General features: G+C 48.0%; 22 protein-coding genes. 20 read left to right on the forward strand and 2 right to left on the reverse strand.

What is annotated here, in order from left to right; all coding sequences use genetic code 11:
• Positions 1-110 precede the first annotated feature (110 nt).
• Positions 111-1718: a CTP synthase gene (locus tag ABU165_RS05705; protein WP_094769141.1), complete on the forward strand. Its 1608-nt coding sequence runs from the start codon at positions 111-113 to the stop codon at positions 1716-1718.
• A 264-nt stretch (positions 1719-1982) separates the two neighbouring features.
• On the opposite strand, the gene ABU165_RS05710 is transcribed toward ABU165_RS05705, so the two are convergent.
• Positions 1983-2513, reverse strand: coding sequence for a DUF2529 domain-containing protein (locus ABU165_RS05710; protein ID WP_318059740.1), 531 nt, complete (start codon positions 2511-2513; stop codon positions 1983-1985).
• A 442-nt stretch (positions 2514-2955) separates the two neighbouring features.
• On the opposite strand from ABU165_RS05710, the gene ABU165_RS05715 reads away from it, so the two are divergent.
• From ABU165_RS05715 to ABU165_RS05805, 19 genes are all read left to right on the forward strand, one after another.
• The gene (locus tag ABU165_RS05715; RefSeq protein ID WP_009792595.1) at positions 2956-3330 is read left to right on the forward strand and encodes a response regulator; all 375 of its coding nucleotides are present in this window, start codon (positions 2956-2958) and stop codon (positions 3328-3330) included.
• 300 nt (positions 3331-3630) lie between these two features.
• Positions 3631-4488 carry a class II fructose-bisphosphate aldolase gene (locus ABU165_RS05720; RefSeq protein WP_101548883.1) on the forward strand — a complete coding sequence of 286 codons (858 nt, stop codon included), beginning with the start codon at positions 3631-3633 and terminating at the stop codon, positions 4486-4488.
• 110 nt (positions 4489-4598) lie between these two features.
• Positions 4599-5246 carry a fructose-6-phosphate aldolase gene (gene fsa / locus ABU165_RS05725; protein WP_009792597.1) on the forward strand — a complete coding sequence of 216 codons (648 nt, stop codon included), beginning with the start codon at positions 4599-4601 and terminating at the stop codon, positions 5244-5246.
• 319 nt (positions 5247-5565) lie between these two features.
• Positions 5566-6852, forward strand: coding sequence for a UDP-N-acetylglucosamine 1-carboxyvinyltransferase (locus ABU165_RS05730; RefSeq protein ID WP_009792598.1), 1287 nt, complete (start codon positions 5566-5568; stop codon positions 6850-6852).
• 37 nt (positions 6853-6889) lie between these two features.
• On the forward strand, positions 6890-7852 hold the full coding sequence (gene glpX, locus ABU165_RS05735) for a class II fructose-bisphosphatase (RefSeq protein ID WP_009792599.1): 963 nt from the start codon (positions 6890-6892) through the stop codon (positions 7850-7852).
• A 430-nt stretch (positions 7853-8282) separates the two neighbouring features.
• Positions 8283-9557 carry a transcription termination factor Rho gene (gene rho / locus ABU165_RS05740; protein WP_009792602.1) on the forward strand — a complete coding sequence of 425 codons (1275 nt, stop codon included), beginning with the start codon at positions 8283-8285 and terminating at the stop codon, positions 9555-9557.
• 156 nt (positions 9558-9713) lie between these two features.
• The gene (gene rpmE, locus ABU165_RS05745; protein ID WP_009792603.1) at positions 9714-9926 is read left to right on the forward strand and encodes a 50S ribosomal protein L31; all 213 of its coding nucleotides are present in this window, start codon (positions 9714-9716) and stop codon (positions 9924-9926) included.
• A 163-nt stretch (positions 9927-10089) separates the two neighbouring features.
• Positions 10090-10710 (forward strand): thymidine kinase, encoded by a 621-nt coding sequence (locus tag ABU165_RS05750; protein WP_094769143.1) that lies wholly within the window; start codon positions 10090-10092, stop codon positions 10708-10710.
• Between the two features lie 139 nt (positions 10711-10849).
• Positions 10850-11311 (forward strand): hypothetical protein, encoded by a 462-nt coding sequence (locus ABU165_RS05755; protein ID WP_142385234.1) that lies wholly within the window; start codon positions 10850-10852, stop codon positions 11309-11311.
• Between the two features lie 352 nt (positions 11312-11663).
• Positions 11664-12737 carry a peptide chain release factor 1 gene (prfA, locus tag ABU165_RS05760; RefSeq protein WP_009792606.1) on the forward strand — a complete coding sequence of 358 codons (1074 nt, stop codon included), beginning with the start codon at positions 11664-11666 and terminating at the stop codon, positions 12735-12737.
• Positions 12730-13629: a peptide chain release factor N(5)-glutamine methyltransferase gene (gene prmC / locus ABU165_RS05765; RefSeq protein ID WP_318059741.1), complete on the forward strand. Its 900-nt coding sequence runs from the start codon at positions 12730-12732 to the stop codon at positions 13627-13629. The genes prfA and prmC overlap by 8 nt, the downstream gene beginning before the upstream one ends.
• A gap of 286 nt (positions 13630-13915) precedes the next feature.
• Positions 13916-14614, forward strand: coding sequence for a stage II sporulation protein R (spoIIR, locus tag ABU165_RS05770; RefSeq protein ID WP_306010004.1), 699 nt, complete (start codon positions 13916-13918; stop codon positions 14612-14614).
• 186 nt (positions 14615-14800) lie between these two features.
• Complete coding sequence (gene gsiB / locus ABU165_RS05775) at positions 14801-15187, forward strand: glucose starvation-inducible protein GsiB (RefSeq protein ID WP_022544504.1); 387 nt, start codon at positions 14801-14803, stop codon at positions 15185-15187.
• Positions 15188-15344: 157 nt separating this feature from the next.
• Positions 15345-15785, forward strand: a complete 441-nt coding sequence (locus ABU165_RS05780) for a GNAT family N-acetyltransferase (protein WP_318059742.1) — start codon at positions 15345-15347, stop codon at positions 15783-15785.
• Between the two features lie 176 nt (positions 15786-15961).
• A complete protein-coding gene (locus ABU165_RS05785; RefSeq protein WP_318059743.1) occupies positions 15962-17002 on the forward strand; it encodes an L-threonylcarbamoyladenylate synthase in 1041 nt (346 codons plus the stop codon).
• Positions 17003-17345: 343 nt separating this feature from the next.
• Complete coding sequence (locus ABU165_RS05790) at positions 17346-17903, forward strand: manganese efflux pump MntP (protein WP_022544503.1); 558 nt, start codon at positions 17346-17348, stop codon at positions 17901-17903.
• Positions 17904-18522: 619 nt separating this feature from the next.
• On the forward strand, positions 18523-18960 hold the full coding sequence (locus tag ABU165_RS05795; RefSeq protein ID WP_035401974.1) for a low molecular weight protein arginine phosphatase: 438 nt from the start codon (positions 18523-18525) through the stop codon (positions 18958-18960).
• A gap of 16 nt (positions 18961-18976) precedes the next feature.
• Positions 18977-20269 (forward strand): methyl-accepting chemotaxis protein, encoded by a 1293-nt coding sequence (locus ABU165_RS05800; protein ID WP_009792616.1) that lies wholly within the window; start codon positions 18977-18979, stop codon positions 20267-20269.
• A gap of 118 nt (positions 20270-20387) precedes the next feature.
• The gene (locus ABU165_RS05805) at positions 20388-21020 is read left to right on the forward strand and encodes an NUDIX hydrolase (RefSeq protein ID WP_094769149.1); all 633 of its coding nucleotides are present in this window, start codon (positions 20388-20390) and stop codon (positions 21018-21020) included.
• Between the two features lie 27 nt (positions 21021-21047).
• On the opposite strand, the gene ABU165_RS05810 is transcribed toward ABU165_RS05805, so the two are convergent.
• A complete protein-coding gene (locus tag ABU165_RS05810) occupies positions 21048-21563 on the reverse strand; it encodes a C40 family peptidase (RefSeq protein WP_009792618.1) in 516 nt (171 codons plus the stop codon).
• Positions 21564-21766: the final 203 nt, after the last annotated feature.

Raw genomic sequence — 21766 nt, forward strand, 5'->3', positions numbered from 1 at the left:
TTTATTTTTAGCTGTTCTTGGCTACAACCAGGAACAGCAAATTTTTTTTAGGAAAAGCCTTACCTAAAGGATGCAGAAAATGCACAAACTGAATATGAGGGGGAAATAACATGACAAAGTATATTTTTGTAACAGGCGGCGTTGTGTCGTCATTGGGAAAAGGGATCACCGCTGCGTCTTTGGGCCGCTTGCTGAAAAACAGAGGCTTGAATGTCACCATTCAGAAGTTTGACCCCTATATCAACGTTGACCCGGGAACCATGAGCCCATACCAGCACGGTGAAGTTTTCGTTACAGGCGATGGCGCCGAAACGGATTTGGATCTTGGCCACTATGAGCGCTTTATCGATATCAATCTGACTAAGTTCAATAATGTGACAACTGGAAAAATCTATTCCACTGTCCTGAAAAAAGAGCGCCGCGGCGACTATCTGGGCGGAACAGTCCAGGTTATCCCGCATATTACCAATGAAATCAAAGAAAGAGTTATGCGTGCAGGTCATGAGACCAATGCCGATGTCGTCATCACAGAAATCGGCGGTACAGTAGGGGATATCGAATCCCTGCCATTCCTTGAGGCGATCCGCCAGATCAAGAGTGATATCGGCCGCGACAACGTTATGTATATCCACTGTACCTTGATTCCTTACATCAAAGCTGCAGGCGAAATGAAAACAAAGCCGACACAGCACAGCGTAAAAGAACTGCGAAGCCTCGGGATCCAGCCAAATGTCATTGTCGTTCGTACTGAGATGCCGGTTTCCCAGGATATGAAGGATAAAATCGGTCTGTTCTGTGACCTTGATCCGAAGGCTGTTATCGAGTGCCGTGATGCCGATACATTATACGCAGTCCCACTTGCCCTGCAGGAGCAGAATTTTGACCAGATCGTCTGTGATCACTTGAAGCTGGATTGCGGACAGGCAGATATGGCTGAATGGACAGAGCTTCTGAACAAGGTCCGCAATCTGTCCAAGACAACGAAGATTGCCCTTGTCGGAAAGTATGTTGAGCTGCAGGATGCCTATATTTCTGTTGTGGAAGCATTGAAACATGCCGGCTATTCCTATGATTCTGATATTGAAATCAAATGGGTCAATTCAGAAGAAGTAACAGAAGGTAACGTGGAGGAGCTTCTTCAGGATGCTGACGGAATCCTTGTTCCGGGCGGATTCGGCGACCGCGGCATTGATGGAAAGATCCTTGCCATTCAGTATGCACGCGAGCAGAAGCGCCCATTCCTTGGCATCTGCCTTGGCATGCAGCTTGCTTCCATTGAATTTGCCCGCAATGTCCTTTCATTGGAAGGAGCGCATTCAGCGGAAATTGATCCTTCTACACCGCATCCGATCATTGACCTGCTGCCTGAGCAGAAGGACATTGAAGATCTCGGAGGGACGCTCCGCCTTGGCCTGCAGGCATGCAAGCTGAATGAAGAAACAAATGCATATGCTGCTTACCAGGATGAGGTTGTTTATGAGCGCCACCGCCATCGCTATGAGTTCAACAACCATTACCGCCAGGCAATGGAGGAGAAAGGCTTTGTCTTCTCTGGTACAAGCCCGGACGGCCGTCTTGTTGAGATCATTGAAGTGAAGGATCACCCTTGGTTTGTCGCTTCCCAGTTCCACCCTGAATTCATCTCAAGGCCAAACCGCCCGCAGCCGCTGTTCCGCGACTTCGTCGGCGCATCCTTGAAGCATCAGGAAAATAACTAAGTATACAAAAGCCCCCTCTGGATTTGAGGGGGCTTAGTTTTTTAACTGGGTGAATAACTGCAAGATGCCCAAAGAGTGTAAGAAACCCTGTTGATTGCAGTGGAAGGCACGAAGACTCCTGCGGGATTGCAGCGGCAATGCTGAGACCCCGCAGCGCGTAAGCGTGAGGAGGCTCAGCGTCGCCCCGCGGAAAGCGAAGTGCCTGGAACGGAAATCAACAGCCCCATTAGAGGCAGAAAACTGTACTTGGAGTCATCTGTTCTGCTATTCATACTCACTCAATATCTCATCAATCGTGAACTTCAGACCATGGTACACAAAGAGTGCAGCGATGGCAGAGGGGTAGCCGAAGCGGTTTCCTTCTTCATCGGGAAGCAGTCCCTTTGTTAATTTCAGGTCGATATGGACATCCGCAAGCTCAGCGAGGGAAGGGCCTTCTCCTTCTACAGCAGTGGAAATGGCGGCAAACGGAATCATTTTTTCAGAAAGTGCTTTTGCCAGGGCGACTGCCTGTTCATCATTAGAGTGGCGGGAGATGATCAGAAAGCGGTCTGTATCAGCGATATCATTTTCTGAATGAGCATCAGTCCACTGGGCGGCAGATGCGAGCGGTTCTGCTCCTTCGGTTGCCTCCAGGGCAGCAGCCTTCATTTCGCGGGTGGCATAAATCTGGATCCTGCCTTCGCCTGCAGGGGCCTGGGCCAGCAGCCGGGCTGCGTCCTCAATGCTGAATTCTTCTTTTTCCATCAGCTTCTTGAAGATTCCCGTCAGCTGGGTTGAAAACATTTTTAGCAATGTGAACTTCCTCCTAATTGGTGCAATAATCAATCTGCAGGTCATAAACCCGGCAGGATCATGAACACTATTTGTGGTCTTATTATAGTGAAATGAAAGCTAAAGGTAAAATATTCGGCAGAATCGAACAAAAAGAAGCAGGAATTCAGACGGGAAAGGGAGAATGTTGAGAAGTGGATATATTTTCTATGACCAATGGTCACTTTTAAAAAAGCAGGAGTTTGATTTCACTGGCGCTGGAATCCCGCATAACAGCAGTCTGCATAGCTTCCGTGCGGGAAGCGGCAAGTGTCAGCAGTGAGCTTCTTATCTTATCGGGAAAGCGGGAATTCTTATGTGCTGTCAAAAATATAGAAGGGTTATCTAAGCCCGGCAGGACATAAGAATTCCGCTTTCTGTCTATCAGCATCAGATGTAACTATTTTAGGGAAGAGGTGGCTGTATGAAAGGGAAAATATTAATAGTAGACGATCAGTTCGGCATCCGCATTCTATTGAATGAAGTGCTGCAAAAGGAAGGCTATGACACCTATCAGGCTGCAAATGGCGTCCAGGCCCTCGAAATCGTTACAAAACATTCTCCGGATCTTGTCCTGCTCGATATGAAAATTCCCGGCATGGACGGCATTGAAATCCTGAAGAGAATGAAAGTCATCGACCAGGATATCCGTGTGATCATCATGACTGCCTATGGTGAGCTCGACATGATCCAGGAGGCAAAGGACCTGGGGGCTTTGACCCATTTTGCCAAGCCATTTGATATTGATGACATCAGGGCTGCTGTCAAAAAGTATGTCCCTATCACGAATTCATTTTAGGAGAGTCCGGATAAATTCTAATGTTAAATGCCAGCTGGTTAAAAAAATATGCTGGTCCGGTCCAAAAAAATGAATATTTAAAATGATAGCGTTTGCTTTAAAATATTCTGTCCTGCAGCGAAAAATAGCGCTGGATTAATGGAATTTCTGATTCTCTTTTGGTATGATACAAATGAATTCCAAAGGATTGCGTCCGTTTTGCCTATTGCAAGATAGGGTACATATTCATGGGCATGCTGGGAAAAACTTTATGTGAATCCCTGCAAAGAACGATGCAATCATTAATAAGGAGGAAGAAATATGCCTTTAGTTTCCATGACTGATATGCTGAACAAAGCTAAATCAGAAGGCTATGCTGTAGGTCAATTTAATTTAAATAACCTTGAGTTCACTCAAGCGATCCTTCAGGCTGCAGAAGAAGAGAAATCACCTGTTATCCTTGGTGTTTCCGAAGGTGCAGCTCGTTATATGGGCGGCTTCAAGACAACTGTGAAAATGGTAGAAGGGCTTCTTGAGGACTATAAGATCACTGTTCCTGTTGCCATCCACCTTGACCACGGTTCAAGCTTCGATAAATGTAAAGAAGCAATCGATGCAGGCTTCACGTCTGTCATGATCGATGCTTCACACGGTCCTTTCGAGGAAAACGTGGAAATCACTTCTAAAGTGGTAGAATATGCACACTCAAAAGGTGTTTCTGTTGAAGCCGAGCTTGGAACTGTCGGCGGGCAGGAAGACGATGTAGTAGCTGACGGCGTCATCTATGCTGATGCTAAAGAATGTGACGAGCTTGTCAAGCGTACTGGCATTGACTGCCTTGCTCCTGCACTTGGCTCTGTTCACGGTCCTTACAAAGGCGAGCCAAACCTTGGCTTTGCTGAAATGGAAGAGATCGGAAAGCTTACAGGCATGCCTTTAGTCCTTCATGGCGGTACAGGCATTCCTACTAAAGACATCCAGAAAGCTGTTTCCCTTGGAACAGCGAAAATCAACGTAAACACTGAGAACCAGATTGCTTCCGCGAAGCGCGTGCGCGAAGTATTGGCGGCTGACACAGAAGTGTACGATCCGCGCAAATACTTAGGACCTGCACGTGAAGCGATTAAAGAAACAGTAATCGGCAAAATGCGCGAATTCGGTTCTTCTAACAAAGCTTAATACAGATCCAGTATGTTAAAATAGACTTGAAACCGCCTTTCTGAAAGGCGGTTTCAATTCATTTATGTCGATTTTAAAAAATAAGTCGAATAATCTTAGGGGGAAGCGAAATGAAATTTTTTATTGATACGGCAAACCTGGAAGAGATTAAAGAGGCCCATGCTCTGGGAATACTGGCAGGAGTAACGACCAATCCTTCTTTAGTGGCAAAAGAAAAAAATATTTCCTTCCATGACAGGCTGAAGGAAATTGCCGAGCTTGTACCCGGCTCTGTCAGCGCAGAGGTCATCGCACTTGATGCAGAAGGCATGATCAAAGAAGGGAAGGAACTGGCGGCAATCGCCCCTAATATCACCATCAAGGTCCCAATGACACCGGATGGACTGAAGGCTGTCCATGCTTTTTCAAAAGAAGGGATCAAAACGAATGTAACCCTCATTTTCAGCGCCAATCAGGCTTTGCTTGCAGCAAGGGCCGGTGCTTCCTATGTTTCTCCATTCCTTGGCCGGCTTGATGATATTGGCCATAATGGTCTTGACCTTGTAACTTCCATTAGGGAAATCTTTGATATCCACGGAATCGAGACAGAAATCATTGCAGCTTCAGTCCGCCATCCTCAGCATGTCACGGATTCAGCCCTGAGAGGCGCCCATATTGCCACCGTCCCGCTTAAGGTCATCAATCAAATGTTTAATCACCCTCTGACTGACAAAGGGATTGAAGCATTTTTGGCTGATTGGGACAAGCGTTCTGAATAACCCCGAAGAGAGCACTGCTGCGCCGGGAATTATCTGAATAGGCGGAAATGTAAGTGCATACTTCAAAAATTTAACTTTTTTCAATTCTCATACATGAAGTTTAAATTTTCGTGTAAACTAGATGGTGAGGATAATGTCGGAATTCGTCTTTTGCTCATGGAAAATTATCCCTATACGGTAGCTTTTGATATAATGGACAAGCTATCCCATACTGAGAATGAAAAGTCCAACGGTGCTATACTTTCGCCTGCAGCGGCAGGCTGGCAATCAATGTTCAGAGATTTGCAAAGGCACTTAAGGGCAGGAAAGGAAGTCGAAAATGGAAAAGCTTATGATTGCGGGCGGCTACCCTTTAAAAGGAACTGTTAGAATCAGCGGAGCCAAGAACAGTGCGGTAGCATTGATCCCTGCTACGATTCTCGCAGATTCCCCCGTAACAATTGAAGGTTTGCCGGATATTTCTGACGTTCAAATACTGAAAGGGCTTTTGGAGGAAATTGGCGGAAGTGTCGATTTTGCTGATAACGATATGACCGTTGATCCTTCTTCGATGATTTCCATGCCCTTGCCCAATGGAAAAGTTAAAAAGCTGCGTGCCTCTTATTATTTGATGGGGGCGATGCTCGGACGCTTTAAAAAAGCGGTGATCGGCCTGCCCGGTGGATGCCATCTGGGACCGCGTCCGATCGACCAGCATATTAAAGGCTTTGAAGCGCTCGGTGCCAGCGTGACAAATGAGCAGGGTGCCATTTATCTCCGCGCAGACGAGCTGAAAGGTGCAAGAATTTACCTGGATGTCGTCAGTGTCGGTGCCACGATCAATATTATGCTGGCTGCGGTCAGGGCCAAAGGGAAGACGATTATTGAAAATGCGGCAAAAGAGCCGGAAATTATCGATGTGGCAACGCTCCTCACCAATATGGGTGCGAAAATTAAGGGAGCGGGTACAGATGTCATCAGAATTGAAGGGGTGGACCAGCTGCACGGCTGCCGCCACACCATCATTCCGGACCGGATTGAAGCAGGGACATATCTGATCCTCGGTGCTGCTGCGGGTGAAGGGATCCTGATCGATAATGTCATTCCCCAGCATTTGGAATCACTGATTGCCAAGCTGCGTGAAATGGGCGTGAACATAGAGGCGGGAGATGACCAGATTTTTGTCAGCCCAGCTGAAAAAATGAAGGCCGTTGATATTAAAACGCTTGTGTATCCGGGATTCCCGACCGATCTCCAGCAGCCTTTCACGTCTTTGCTGACAGGGGCCGAAGGGACAAGCATGGTGACGGACACCATCTACGGTGCCCGCTTCAAGCATATTGATGAGCTGAGGAGAATGAATGCCAGCATTAAAGTCGAAGGCCGTTCAGCGATCATCAATGGCCCGATCCGTCTGCAGGGGGCCAAGGTGAAGGCGAGCGATCTCAGAGCGGGAGCCGCCCTCGTCATTGCCGGGCTGAAAGCCGAAGGTATAACGGAAGTGACAGGACTTGAGCATATAGACCGCGGCTACAGCCATCTTGTTGAAAAACTTAATGGGCTGGGTGCGACCATCTGGCGCGAGAATCTGACCAAGGAAGAAATGGAGCAGATGAAAAACGCCTGAAGACAGATAGAGAAAACAACCCGGGGAGGAAAACAGAATGGAAAGAAGTTTATCGATGGAGCTTATCCGTGTTACAGAAGCAGCAGCACTTGCTTCAGCCCGCTGGATGGGAAGAGGCGTAAAGGATGAAGCTGATGATGCTGCTACCTCTGCCATGAGGGATGTGTTCGACACGGTGCCAATGAAGGGTACTGTTGTAATCGGGGAAGGGGAAATGGATGAGGCGCCAATGCTTTATATCGGAGAAAAGCTTGGGACAGGCTATGGCCCCCGCGTCGATGTAGCGGTAGATCCGCTCGAAGGCACCAATATCGTAGCCTCCGGAGGCTGGAACGCGCTTGCTGTCCTGGCTGTCGCTGATCATGGCAATCTTCTTCATGCACCTGATATGTATATGGATAAGATTGCAGTCGGTCCCGAAGCGGTCGGTGAAATTGATATCAATGCTTCTGTTATCGATAACTTGAGGGCTGTCGCCAGGGCCAAGAACAAAGATATTGAAGATGTCGTGGCAACCGTGCTGAACCGGGAGCGTCATCAGCATATCATCAGCCAGCTGCGTGAAGCAGGGGCAAGGATCAAGCTGATCAATGATGGCGATGTTGCAGGTGCCATCAATACCGCTTTTGACCATACAGGTGTAGATATTCTGTTCGGATCCGGAGGTGCGCCGGAAGGGGTGCTCGCTGCAGTTGCGCTGAAATGCCTGGGCGGCGAAATCCAGGGCAAGCTGGTTCCGCACAGCGATGCTGAAGTTGAAAGATGCCAAAGCATGGGCCTTGACCTTGGAAAGATTCTTCGCATGGAAGACCTTGTCAAAGGTGATGATGCCATCTTTGCAGCAACAGGCGTCACAGACGGCGAGCTGCTGAGAGGAGTCCAGTTCAAGGGCTCTTACGGTTCTACGCATTCACTTGTCATGCGCGCCAAATCAGGCACGGTCCGCTTCATCGACGGGCGTCACAGCCTGAAGAAGAAGCCGCATCTTGTCATGAAATAAAGATTTTTTTTGCATGCCGGTGCAAACCCTTTCACTGAAGGGAATCGGAATCGGCCTGCAGAAAAAATGATATAAGAGAGGGGACCTGGCTTGCCGGCTGAAGCCGGTCCCTTTATATATTCCCCCGAAACAAGGCAATCTATGAAAGAACGAAAAAATTATATTGATTAACTTTCAGGTATAAGGGTAAAATAGAGATTGTTTTTGAAATCTGTTATGATGATTATGCAGTGCAGATATGGTCTGTTTAAGCCTGAGTGCCAGGAACATACCAAAGATACTATCCTTTTTAACAAGCTGAATCATCCTTCCAATGCTTCGATGAACCTCAAACGCTTTCTTTCCTTTTTCCTTTCATATTCTTAATACAGTACGATATTGTCATTTTATATGGGGAAAATGATTTAAAATTCAAAAGAGTGGTGTCAATATGGGATTAAATATATCCAGTTTAGAAAATATGAAGTTAAAAGAGCTCTATGAACTTGCCCGGGAATATAAAGTTTCCTACTACAGCAAGCTGACAAAGAAAGAGCTGATTTTTGCCATCCTGAAAGCCCGCGCTGAGCAGGAAGGCTACTTTTTCATGGAAGGCGTGCTGGAGATCATCCAGTCTGAGGGCTTTGGCTTCCTAAGGCCGATCAATTACTCGCCAAGCTCAGAGGATATCTACATTTCCGCTTCGCAAATCAGGAGATTTGATTTAAGGAACGGAGATAAAGTATCCGGAAAAGTCCGCCCGCCAAAGGAAAATGAACGCTATTTCGGCCTCCTGCAGGTTGAAGCTGTCAATGGCGACGATCCGGAATCTGCCAAGGAGCGTGTCCATTTCCCGGCTTTGACGCCTTTATATCCTGATAGGCAGATGAAGCTGGAAACAACGCCGAAGCATGTGTCCACAAGGATCATGGACGTACTGGCACCGGTTGGATTCGGTCAGCGCGGACTGATTGTCGCTCCGCCGAAAGCGGGTAAAACGATGCTGATAAAGGAAATCGCCAACAGCATCACGACGAATCATCCTGAGGCAGAGCTGATTGTTCTCCTCATTGATGAGCGTCCGGAAGAAGTGACTGATATTGAACGTTCTGTTGCCGGTGATGTCGTCAGCTCGACATTTGATGAAGTGCCCGAAAACCATATTAAAGTGGCCGAGCTTGTCCTTGACCGGGCAATGCGCCTCGTGGAGCATAAACGGGATGTCATCATCCTCATGGACAGCATCACAAGGCTTGCTCGTGCTTATAACCTGGTCATCCCGCCAAGCGGACGTACGCTGTCCGGGGGGATTGACCCTGCAGCATTCCACCGTCCGAAGCGTTTCTTCGGGGCGGCGAGGAATATTGAAGAAGGCGGAAGCCTGACCATCCTAGCAACAGCCCTTGTTGATACCGGCTCACGGATGGATGATGTCATTTACGAAGAGTTCAAGGGAACAGGAAACATGGAGCTTCACCTTGACCGCCAGCTTGCAGAGCGCCGTATTTTCCCGGCCATCGATATCCGCCGTTCAGGTACACGGAAAGAAGAGCTGCTTATTCCGAAAGAGCATCTGGACAAGCTGTGGGCGATCAGGAAGTCGATGTCGGATGCGCCTGATTTTGCTGAGAAGTTCCTCCGCAAGCTGAAGCAGACGAAATCCAATGAAGAGTTCTTTGCCAATCTCGGCGAAGAAATGAAGAACGGCAGGCGTTCCCAATCCTGATCTGTTCACAATCTGAAAGTCAGTAAATCCCATCTTGCAAAAACATGATGTCCTTGTTATAATAACAACAGTGTGTTTTTGAATTATACGGTGTGTCCAAGCATCGTACTATATAACTCTGTTTCGCAAGACTCAGGGCAAAAGGAGATGAAAGAAATGAAAGCAGGAATTCATCCTAATTACAAGAAAATCACGGTTACATGTGCTTGCGGCAATCAGTTTGAAACTGGTTCTGTAAAAGATGAGGTTCGTGTTGAGACTTGCTCTGAATGCCACCCATTCTATACTGGCCGTCAGAAATTCGCTGAAGCAGGCGGACGTGTGGATCGTTTCAACAAAAAATACGGTCTTAAAGGTCAACAGCAATAATGATAAAAAACAGGCAAGTTTTTACTTCTTGCCTGTTTTTTATTGCCGATAGAAGAATATGATGATTAGATAGGTTTATACTTTTAACAAAAAGTGTAAGTTGTAAAAGGGGAATTGGCGCTTTGGCGCCGTGTTTTCTTTAGCAAGGAAGGAGAGGCCACTCATGTATGTAATGAAGCACCACGGCTGGGTTGAGGTTATCTGCGGCAGCATGTTTTCGGGAAAATCGGAAGAGCTCATCCGCCGTGTCAGAAGAGCGCAATTTGCAAAGCAGAAGATAGCTGTGTTCAAGCCGCAGATCGATAACCGCTACAGCGAGGAAGCAGTTGTCTCCCACAATGGAACATCAGTCATTGCCAAACCCATCAGCCATTCAACGGACATCTTCAAGCATATTGATGAAGATATGGAGATTATCGCCATTGATGAAGTGCAATTTTTCGATGATGAAGTTGTGAAGGTGATTCAGCATTTAGCTGATAGCGGATACCGGGTGATCGCTGCCGGGCTCGACCAGGATTTCCGCGGTGAGCCGTTTGGCCAGATGCCGGCTTTGATGGCAATTGCAGAACTTGTGACAAAGCTTCAGGCAGTATGTGCAGTGTGCGGTTCGCCTGCCAGCAGGACCCAGCGCCTCATTAACGGAAAGCCGGCTTCATACGATGATCCGGTCATTCTTGTCGGAGCATCAGAGGCTTATGAGCCGCGCTGCCGCCATCACCACGAAGTTCCGAAATCGCCGAATGTCCTCAACAGTTCGGAAACGACCCGTACGTTATCCTAATAGATGAAAGCTCAGGCTCTGCTTAGTGAAAGCAGGGTTTTTTGCTGTCTGAGTGGCCGGATTCCTCCAGCAAACTGCCTGAATTTGGGTTGCGGATTCACCTCCGGGAAAGGAAAACCTATTAATGGAGGTGTTTGAAATGATGAAATCCATTTTCGCAGCTGCAGCAGTCCTTTTGGCCGCTCTATTGGGAGGATGTGCACAGGATGATAATGTGGCGGGGATCCATGAGCAGAACGAAGACCAGAATGGGACAAACTTGATCACTGACGGCGGGGGCCAGGTAAAAAGGGGCCTTGATCAAGTGTCTGACGAGGACCGCGACAGGACGATGAGCGATCAGAACCCGAACTTCCTCAATATCGATGGAGGGCGGGTCAACGATCAATCTGATGTTGACAAAGCGCGCCAGGTCGTCAATCAATACACAGAATATGAGCCGGATGAAGTCTGGATCAACGGCGGCCGCATGTGGGTCACGGCCCACACAGACAAAAGCCTGTCAGCCGAAGAAAAACGCAAGGCCCAGGCCGAACTGCACAAAACACTCACCAAAGCCCTTCCACGGTATAACATTGAAGTGCGGTTGAGTGAGCGGTAGGAGAAGGTGAAAAAATGGTGACAGGTACCTGTACCACTTCTTTGAAATGGTGACAGGCACCTGTACCACCTTTCTGTGCGAAGACCTTGATTTGGGTAGGTTTGTATTGAATTGGGTGCCTGTCACCTATACCACTTCTTTTTTGAAAGGTGCCTGTCACCTATACCACTGCCTATGCACTTCCAGCCCTGGTTTTCCGGGGCTTTTTAGGTTTTGACCTGGGATGCGCTGTATACTATAATTAGAATGTTATGGGCATGATGGTTTAATGGACTTATTTTATGAATTTATGAGCTTTTTTAGGTGTGAAAGCCGATTTATATAGAATAGAATCAAAATGAGGTGAAGGACTGTGTACGATCGTCTTCAAGCTGTAGAAGATCGCTACGAAAGGCTGAATGAGCTTTTGAGCGATCCTGAGATTGTTAATGATACAAAGAAGCTGCGCGAATATTCCAAGGAGCAGTCAGGCATCCAGGAAACGGTGGAGGCATACCGCGAGTATAAAGAAGTCCGCGGGCAATACCAGGATGCAAAAGCGATGCTCGAAGAGAAGCTCGATGCAGAAATGCGCGAGATGGTGAAGGAAGAGATAGGAGAGCTCGAAGACAGAGTGGAAGCTCTGGAAGCGCGCCTGAAGATCCTTTTGATCCCGAAAGACCCTAACGATGATAAAAACGTTATTATGGAAATCCGCGGAGCGGCAGGCGGCGACGAGGCTGCTCTGTTTGCCGGTGATCTTTACCGCATGTACAGCCGCTTTGCCGAGGTGCAGGGCTGGAAAACAGATGTGATCGAGGCCAGCTCAACAGGTGTCGGCGGCTACAAAGAAATCATTTTTATCATCAACGGAAACGGTGCCTTCAGCAAGCTGAAGTTCGAGAATGGGGCCCACCGTGTTCAGCGTGTGCCTGAAACTGAATCTGGCGGCCGCATCCATACTTCGACAGCAACGGTTGCGGTTCTGCCGGAAGCGGAAGAAGTTGAAATCGAGATCCACGATAAAGATATCCGCGTCGATACATTTGCTTCAAGCGGACCAGGCGGCCAGAGCGTTAACACGACGATGTCAGCCGTGCGCCTGACCCACTTGCCTACAGGGACGGTTGTTTCCTGCCAGGACGAAAAATCACAGATCAAGAACAAAGAAAAGGCAATGAAGGTTCTTCGTGCCCGTGTGTATGATAAATTCCAGCAGGAAGCACAGGCGGAATACGACCAGCAGCGGAAATCCGCAGTGGGCACCGGTGACCGTTCTGAACGGATCCGCACCTACAACTTCCCGCAAAACCGTGTAACAGATCACCGCATCGGCCTGACCATCCAGAAGCTTGACCAGATTCTTCAAGGCAAGCTGGACGAAGTGATTGATGCCTTGATCATGGAAGAGCAGTCAGCCAAGCTGAAGGAAGCTTCAGATGCCTGATCAGCCTATGAAAGTCTATGAAGCCCTGAAGTGGGCTTCTTCTTTTTTAGAAACGGCAGGGAGAGATTCCAACGCGGGTGAAATCCTCCTGGGCCACTTTCTGAATATGAGCCGTTCCCGCCTGCTTGCGGAGATGAGGGAAGAGCTGGATCCGAGGATACAAGGGGCCTTCAAAGAAGCAGTCCAGCTGCACGCGGACGGCAGGCCGGTCCAATATATCATTGGAAAAGAAGAATTTTATGGGCGGACATTCCTTGTGAATGAAAATGTCCTCATCCCCCGTCCGGAAACAGAAGAGCTGGTGCTGGAAGCCCTGAAGAGGAAGGAAAAGCTTTTCGGCAGAGAGGCTGCTCCTGCGGCTGCTGATATTGGAACCGGAAGCGGAGCGATTGCGGTAACCCTGAAATTGGAATCGCCTGACCTCCAGGTAACTGCCACAGATGTGTACGGGCCTTCCCTTGACACGGCAAAAGAAAATGCAGACAAGAACGGTGCTGAAATCGAGTTTATTTTAGGAGACCTGCTGCAGCCTTTCATAGAGGAAAGCCGGAAATTCGATATTATCATATCCAATCCTCCCTATATCCCGCTCAGCGATATGGAAGGGATGTCTGAAGTCGTCACCGAAAACGAGCCCCACCGCGCCCTATTCGCCGGCCAGGATGGACTCGACCTCTACCGACGCTTCATGGAAGAACTGCCGCTCGTCCTAAAAGAAAAATCACTCGTCGGCTTCGAGGTCGGCGCCGGCCAAAGCAAAGCCGTATCAGAACTGCTGCGGACCGCATTCCCAGATGCCAACATAGACATAGTCTACGACATAAATGGGAAGGACCGGATGGTTTTTGCGGAGATTGGCTGGCAGTTTGATGGGGTGAAGAAAGATTGCTAAGTTTTTATAAAAGAGCAAGCCATTGTTCTTCGTTTGAAAACGAATGAAACACAAACCTGCCATCTAAATATTAAAGCCTGTTGATTTCCGTGAGGGCACGAAGACTCCTGCTGGATTGCAGCGCCACCCCGCGGAAAGCGAAGTGTCTGGAACGGAAATCAACAGACCCCATTTATTAGCAATCTAAATGACAGATCTCAAACACGGGATCTTTTTTTTTATATTTTGCTAGTTTAAGAATCCCCCTTCCTGTCCACAATGGATTAGTGAAGGGACGGTGTCGGAAATGACAGCAAAATCATTAGCGAAATTATATATCATTATCTTATCCTTAGGAACAATGCTAAGCCTATACATACCAAAAACAGAGGTAGCAGCGGAAGACCCGCTCGTCATACCGCAGGAAGCCATCCGCCTACGCATCCTCGCAAACAGTGACAGCGAAGGAGACCAGGCGCTGAAACGGCTGGTGAGGGACGCAGTCAATAAGGAAATCACTGAATGGGTCAGCGAACTGACTTCAATAGAAGAAGCCCGTTCATTAATCAAGTCGCGCCTGCCGGAAATCCAGGAGATAGCAGAGAACGTGGTAGAAGAAGAAAATTCAGATCAGACAGTTAAAGCCAATTTCGGCAAAGTGGATTTTCCTACTAAGCTCTATGGCCAGTTTCTATATCCTGCCGGCGAATACGAAGCAATTTTAATTACACTTGGTGAAGGCGATGGAGCGAACTGGTGGTGTGTTCTTTTTCCTCCTCTATGCTTCCTTGATTTCTCGAATGGAGTAGCTGTAAGTGATGGATTCGAAGAGGAAAATCAGGAAAAAGGAGAAGTTGGTAAAAAAGAACTAGATGGGAATGTGCTGGAAGATAGTAAGTCTAAAGAACCATCGAGCGAAAAAGAGCCGGTCTTTGTTAAAGAAGAGGAAGAAAAGCCGGAAGTTAAGTTTTTTATCAAAGAATTATGGGATAAAATCTTCGGATAGTATGCTGCTCTTTTCATAGAGCGGCTTTTCTTTTTATAGGAAAAACGGCACAAGAGAAGCTAATGCCATTGTTACAAGTGCATGACAAGCCTTTTACAGATGCTGGGAGCATGTTTGATTCTGGGAGAAGCGGATATTAAAGGAGTGTAAGCCAAAACAACAATTACTGAAAAGGAGATGGAAGACATGGCAAACAACAATAACAACGATAAAATGTCCCGCGAGGAAAGAGGCCGAAAAGGCGGAGAAGCAACCAGCAATAACCATGACAAAGAATTCTATCAAGAGATCGGTAAAAAAGGCGGAGAAGCAACATCTGAAAATCATGACAAAGAATTCTATCAGGAAATCGGCCAAAAAGGCGGAGAAGCTACTGCTGAAAGCCATGACAAGGAATTCTATCAGGAAATCGGTAAAAAGGGCGGAGAAGCTACTTCTGAGAACCATGACAAGGAATTCTACCAGGAGATCGGCCAAAAAGGCGGAGAAGCTACTTCTGAAAACCATGATAAAGACTTCTACCGCGAAATTGGTGAAAAAGGCGGAAATTCAAGAAACAACAACAACGACTAAGTTTATAGTGTAAAGGAAGTTTAAATTGAAAGATTCCAGATAGCACGGCAGCCCGTTAACTGATGGCTGCCGTGTTTTTTTATTCTTTTTATGTTCTACTTTTTCCCGCGCCCCATAGATATATTACTAGATTACAAAATCTTAGTGGGGTGAGCGTATGGAGACAATGATCCGCTGTGCACAAAATGGAGACGAAAATAAACTGGCCGCATTTTTGGAAAAAGCCAACCTGGGGACAGAAGGCATTTCTGATTCTATCAATTATTTTTTGCTTATGGAAGATGAAGAGGAAAATATTAAAGCGACATTAGGCATTGAGCCTCTAGGGAGTGTGGGCCTCCTCCGCTCACTGGTACTTTCGGAAAGAGCATCTGAAAAAGATCTGCTGCTGCTTGTGGAGCAGATTCTGCGGCTTGCGAGGGAAAGGGAACTCGAGGCACTATATATGGCGACAAATAAAAAAGGAGCAGCAGAGTTCTTCAAACTGCTTGGCTTTCAGGATGAAAAAAGCGAGCTTCCGGAAGAACTGTACAGTTCCGCCCATGTCCAGCATATTCTAACTGTGGATAACTTTTCATTCCTGAAGCTTTCATTATGAATTGTGGATATATCCACAAAGTTATCCACCATTATCGAAAAGTTATACACAAATTGTGGACAAAACTTGAGTTATCCTCCATCTTCTTTTATACTTTCAAAAGTGATTGTGGTTTAAAAGCTGAAACAAAGGGTATACCACACAGAATTTGAACAGTATTGAAGGTGGGCATAACAATGAAGACAGAAATTTGGTCAGTGGATAAAAATGTGGATAGTTTAAATGATTATCCACAGATTAAACAGGCAGCTGCTCTTTTAGCCCAAAATGAGACGGTTGCCTTTCCAACTGAGACTGTTTACGGACTTGGTGGAAATGCAAGAAATGACGAAGCAGTCAAGAAGATATTTGAAGCGAAGGGCAGACCTTCTGACAACCCCCTCATTATTCATATTGCAGACAGGGAGCAGCTTGAGGGGATTGTGGAAAGTGTCCCGGCTAGTGCAGATAAGCTGATGGAAGCCTTTTGGCCAGGTCCGCTGACAATTATATTCAATAAAAAAGACGGGCAGCTCTCAGAGACAGCAACGGCAGGGCTGAATACGGTCGGAATCAGGATGCCGGATCACCCGGTGGCTCTCGCCATTCTCCGTGAAAGCGGCGTTCCGGTAGCCGCTCCAAGCGCGAACAGGTCCGGGCGGCCCAGCCCGACTACTGCCGGACATGTGGAGGAAGATTTGAACGGGAGGATTGCAGGAATTGTGGATGGCGGTCCTACCGGAGTAGGTGTTGAATCCACTGTCCTGGATTGTACGGGAGAGATTCCGGTCATCCTGAGACCTGGCGGAGTGACGAAAGAGCAGCTCGAGCAGGTAGTGGGAGAGGTAGCGGCCGATCCTGCGCTTGCCGATGAGAAGGAGGCGCCGCGCTCCCCCGGCATGAAGTATCGGCATTATGCACCTGATGCTCCCTTATATATAGTAGAAGGAACAAGGGAACGGATTCAAGAATTGGTGAACGAACAGCATACGGAAGGCCTGAAAGCCGGTGTGCTTACAACGGCCGAAAATGAAAAATTTTACGACAGCGATTTTACATTTATATGCGGCAGGAGAGCGAATCTGGAAACAGTGGCAGCCTCCCTTTACGAAGCATTACGGAGCTTCAACAGCTCTGGAGTGGATGTGATCTTCAGCGAATCCTTCCCCGCAGAAGGTGTCGGTGAAGCCATTATGAACCGGCTTCTCAAAGCAGCAGGCCATCGAATTATTAAATAATTTTAGTGCCAGGCACCGTCTGTGGACATTTCAATGTGATTTGTCCGCGGGAGGTGCCTGGCATTTCTTAGCCCCGCAGGAAGCGGGTCATGAGGACGTTGCCATACGACGTGGCGTACTTAGTCCGCGTTCCTCGATAGAACAGTCGCCTCCGCTTTTCTATTGTCCAGCTCCGGCTCCTAGGTGCTCGAGTCATAAGCCAAGCAGGCCAGAAGGTTACAGAACAACCTTCCGTCCTGCTCGTCTTATGCTTGTCGCACCTGAACAGTCGCCTCCGCTTTTCTAATTCTATTTCCCCTTGGACGTGCATATGCTGAATTAGCAAGTCCAAGGAGGAGAATGGATGACTTCGTTTTTTGGGGAACTTATTACGTTGATGTTAATGGCGTTTGCCCTCGGGATGGATGCTTTTTCGGTCGGGCTTGGCATGGGCATGTTCGAGCTGCGCCTGAGGCAAATTTTTAAAATAGGAATAACGATCGGTCTTTTCCATGTCTTCATGCCGCTGTTAGGAATGATTGCCGGCAGGTTCCTATCGGAGCAGTTCGGCTCTATTGCGGCCTATATCGGGGGAGGGCTGCTGCTGCTGCTCGGTGCCCAGATGATTTGGTCAAGCATCAAGGATGATGATTCAAGCTTGATTACACCCGTTGGTTTCGGCCTGCTCATTTTTGCGTTGAGTGTCAGCCTGGACAGCTTTTCGGTCGGTCTCTCCCTTGGAATTTATGGAGCGAAAACAGCGCTTGTCCTGGTGTGTTTTGGTGCGGCCGCGGCAATTCTGACCTGGGCAGGGCTATTGGCCGGACGCAAGGTTCAGGGATGGCTGGGATCCTACAGCGAAGCACTCGGCGGAGCCATCCTCCTCGCTTTCGGCATAAAGCTGTTATGGCCTTTTTTTTAATGCGGGAGGCTATTCATTCATTGCAGAAAATAAAGGCATCCTGGCGGGTGTCTTTTTATGTTGTTCCTTTTGCTGAGCAAGCCCCCTCCGCATTTCGTATTGTCCAGCTGCGACGGCTAGGGCCTCGAGTCATAAGCCACGCTAGAATTAAAGGCAAAGAACGCCTTTTATTCTAGCGCGTCTTATGCTTGTCGGCCCTGGGCAAGCCGTCTCCGCATTTCGGTTTGTCCGGCTCCAGGGGCTAGAGCCTCGAGTCATAAGTCACTTAGGAATTAAAGGCAAAGAACGCCTTTTATTCCTAAGCGCCTTATGCTGGGCCCGCAGGATGCGGGTCATGCGGACGTTGCCACAGGACGTGGCGTTTTTAGTCCGCGATCCTTAATCTGAGCAAGCCCCTTCCGCACTTCGTGTTGTCCAGCTCCGGGTGCTAGCCCTTCGAGTCATAAGCCACTTTAGGATTGAAGGCAAAGAACGCCTTCTATCCTAAAGCGTCTTATGCTTGTCAGGGCTGAGCAAGCCCCCTCCGCATTTCGGTTGTGAACTTTCTATAAATTTTTCCATGCTTGTCTATTGAAACTGTGACAATTGGCTTATAATGGAGGGAAAGGGGGCTGCATCGATGAGACGCGTATTGTTTGTTTGTACTGGTAACACTTGCCGGAGCCCGATGGCAGAGGCTATTTTGAAGAGCAGGGAGCTTCCGGGGATTGAGGTGAAGTCTGCTGGTGTGTTTGCTGCCAATGGGGGACAGGCCTCCGCACATGCGAAGCAGGTTCTTGAGGAGCAGGGGATTGCCCATGTACATACCTCGAGCGCACTGACGGCAGAGCTGGTTGAATGGGCAGATGTCATTTTGACGATGACGTCCGGGCATAAATGGAATGTGGTCAGCATGTTTGAGGGAGCAGAGGGCAAAACCTTTACACTGACAGAGTTTGCAGGGGAACACGGCGGTGAGATCCTTGATCCATTCGGCGGAAGCCTTGAAATATACAGAGAAACCTTTAATGAACTGAAAAAGCATATTGAACAGATTATTAACAAATTAGAGAAGTAACGACCAGGGGGCAATTATGGAGAAGAAGCGCTATAAGTTCGGGTTGAGAAAAAAGCTTGTGCTGTTAACGACCATACTGGCATTCATTACCTACACCACGAGTGCGGTGTTCATTTATGGTCTTTATCCAATTGTGAAGGAGTATCTGCCGTTCGGGGAAGCGGCTTTTAACATTATCACGCTTTCTCTTGGGGCCATGTGGTCCGGTGTATTGACATTCGTTGCGGCCGGCTTTATCACGAAACCGCTGCAAAAGCTGGAGAAGACAGCTCTGAAAGCGGCAGAAGGCGATATCAGGGAAGACGCGGAGCTTTCCAAATCAGATGATGAAATCCGTTCCCTCGGAGCGGCGTTCAACCATATGCTTTCAAATCTCCGGGAAATGGTCGCGAAAATCGATGAAAATTTTCAGCATACCAATGATAAAGTAATCAGCATTTCACAGGAAGCATCAGCTGCTGCCGAGCAGGCTGCAAGCATCTCCAGGACAATCGGCGAGATTTCCCTGGGTGCCGACAGCTCAGCTGTGTCGATTCAGGCGACTGCCGAGTCGGTCGAGGATGCAACAAGAATTGCTGAAGAAGTACAGCAGCAGGCGAAAACGTCCCAGCAGGTTTCCGGTGAGCTAGTCGATGATTTGAATGAATCGAAGAAAGTCATCCACTCTCTTGTAACTGGAATTACCAAGCTGGCGGAAGATAATCAGGAATCATTGCAGACCGTCAAGCGCCTCGAAGATAATGCCGCGAAGGTAGAGCAGATCATCCAGCTGGTGGGAGATATTGCAGCTCAGACCAACCTGCTGGCGCTGAACGCTTCGATTGAGGCTGCGCGTGCAGGTGAGCACGGCAAAGGCTTTGCCGTCGTGGCAGAGGAAGTCCGGAAGCTGGCTGATGAAAGCGCCAAAGCGGTCCAGGGCATTTCCGAATTGATTAAAAACATCCAGAATGAAGTCCAAAATGTTGTTAGGCAAATTACGGACCAGGTCGAAACGGCATCGGCCGAGGGGAAAAAAGGAGTCAAAACCAATCAGGTCATCGGTGAAATGACGAATACCGTCAACCAGATGGCTTCGTCTGTCACAACGATTTCGAGCCTGGTGGAGCAGCAGATGGAAGGCATCCGCCATTCTGCCACCCAGTCGCAGGAAGTGGCAGCCATCGCGGAGGAAACATCCGCCGGAGCCCAGGAGGTCGCCTCTGCAACTGAAAATCAATCAATGGTCATTTCCAATGTGGAGAAGCTTGCTTTTGAATTGAAGGATGAGGCGGAAAAGCTGAAGGAAACGATCACCAAGTTCAGGGTTTAAACAACAAGAAAGAATCTCTGCGGCACAAGCGGGGATTCTTCTTTATTTCACAGCAGGCGATTTTGCTGATGGATAAATAGGGGAATAGATATAAATATAAATGGAGGTGGATGGGTGAATGAATATAGAGGATATTATCGCAGGATTGGGCAGCAGGACACCGGCCATCCTGGGAAGCAATAAATTCATAAACTATTCAGTTCTCGTACCGCTAATTGAAAAAGAAGACGGTGTCCATGTCCTTTTTGAGGTCCGGTCCATGGAAATGCGCAGGCAGCCGGGGGAGATTTGTTTTCCGGGGGGAAGGGTCGACAGATCGGATCCGGACGTGAAGCATACAGCAATCAGGGAAACAACCGAAGAGCTGGGAATCCCCATGGATGAAATTAGAGGGACAGTTCCCCTTGACTATATGGTATCCCCGTTTGGCATGATCATCTACCCTTTTGCAGGAATGCTGAAGCCTTCCCGGCCTTTCCAGGTGAACCCGAAAGAGGTGGGGGAAGTATTCACCGTACCGCTTTCCTATCTGCTGAAAGCCAAGCCTGAAATTTATAAAATGAATTTCAGGCTGGAACCGGAAAACGGTTTTCCTTTCGACCGGATTGCCGGCGGCGAAAACTATAATTGGCAGACAAGGTCAATGGAAGAATGCTTCTACTATTTTGAGGATAAGGTCATTTGGGGTTTGACCGCCCGGATCCTGCAGCATTTTATAGAGATTGTCAATGAACTGCCGGAACAGAAATAGGCCCTTCCCGATGGAAAGGCCGCCGGGTTACATAACCCGTTTGGCGCCCAGGTATTTCTTCGCCCAATAAGAGTCTGTCAGCTTTACAACGGTGACGCCTTTTTTGACGGTAACAGCGAAGAATTGATTGTGACCGGCATAGATGCCCACGAAGGAAGCCTTTTTGCTGCTGCCGCCGGCTGTGTTAAAAAAGACAAGGTCACCCGGCTTCAGGTCTTTCTTCTGAATGGTTTTCCCTGTTTGCTGCATTGCGGCAGAAGTCCTCGGAAGCTTAACGCCTGCTTTGCCGTACACATGCTGAACAAAACCGGAGGCATCAAATCCCTTCTCTGATGTGCCGCCGTATTTGTATTTGATTTTTGCATGGGTAAGCGCATCTGCATATTCAATGACGACATTTAGTTTTTGTTCAACATTCAGTTTTGGCTGGAGCTTCCCGAAAGTATCGGTGAAAACGTCTGCTGATGCACCTGCTGAATGGAAGGACAATCCTGCCATCAGCACAGAAGCGGCAGCAAGGCCTTTGAATAGATTCTTTTTCATTTGAATTCCTTCTTTCTTTGGTTTGTCTTCATTGGTAATTGTAAATGGCAGCGGGAAAAAAATCGTTAAGCATTGTTTACAGTTTCAGGAATAGGCGTTACCTTTCTGTAATTTTTTTAGCAGCAGAAACAGTCCGGCCAGCTTTCTATTTCAGCTTACTTGTGTCAAAATAAAGGAAGAAATCGTGTTTATTTAGGAGGTTC

The organism is Cytobacillus sp. T106, assembly GCF_040492155.1.
Lineage (GTDB): Bacteria > Bacillota > Bacilli > Bacillales > Cytobacillaceae > Bacillus_AB > Bacillus_AB infantis.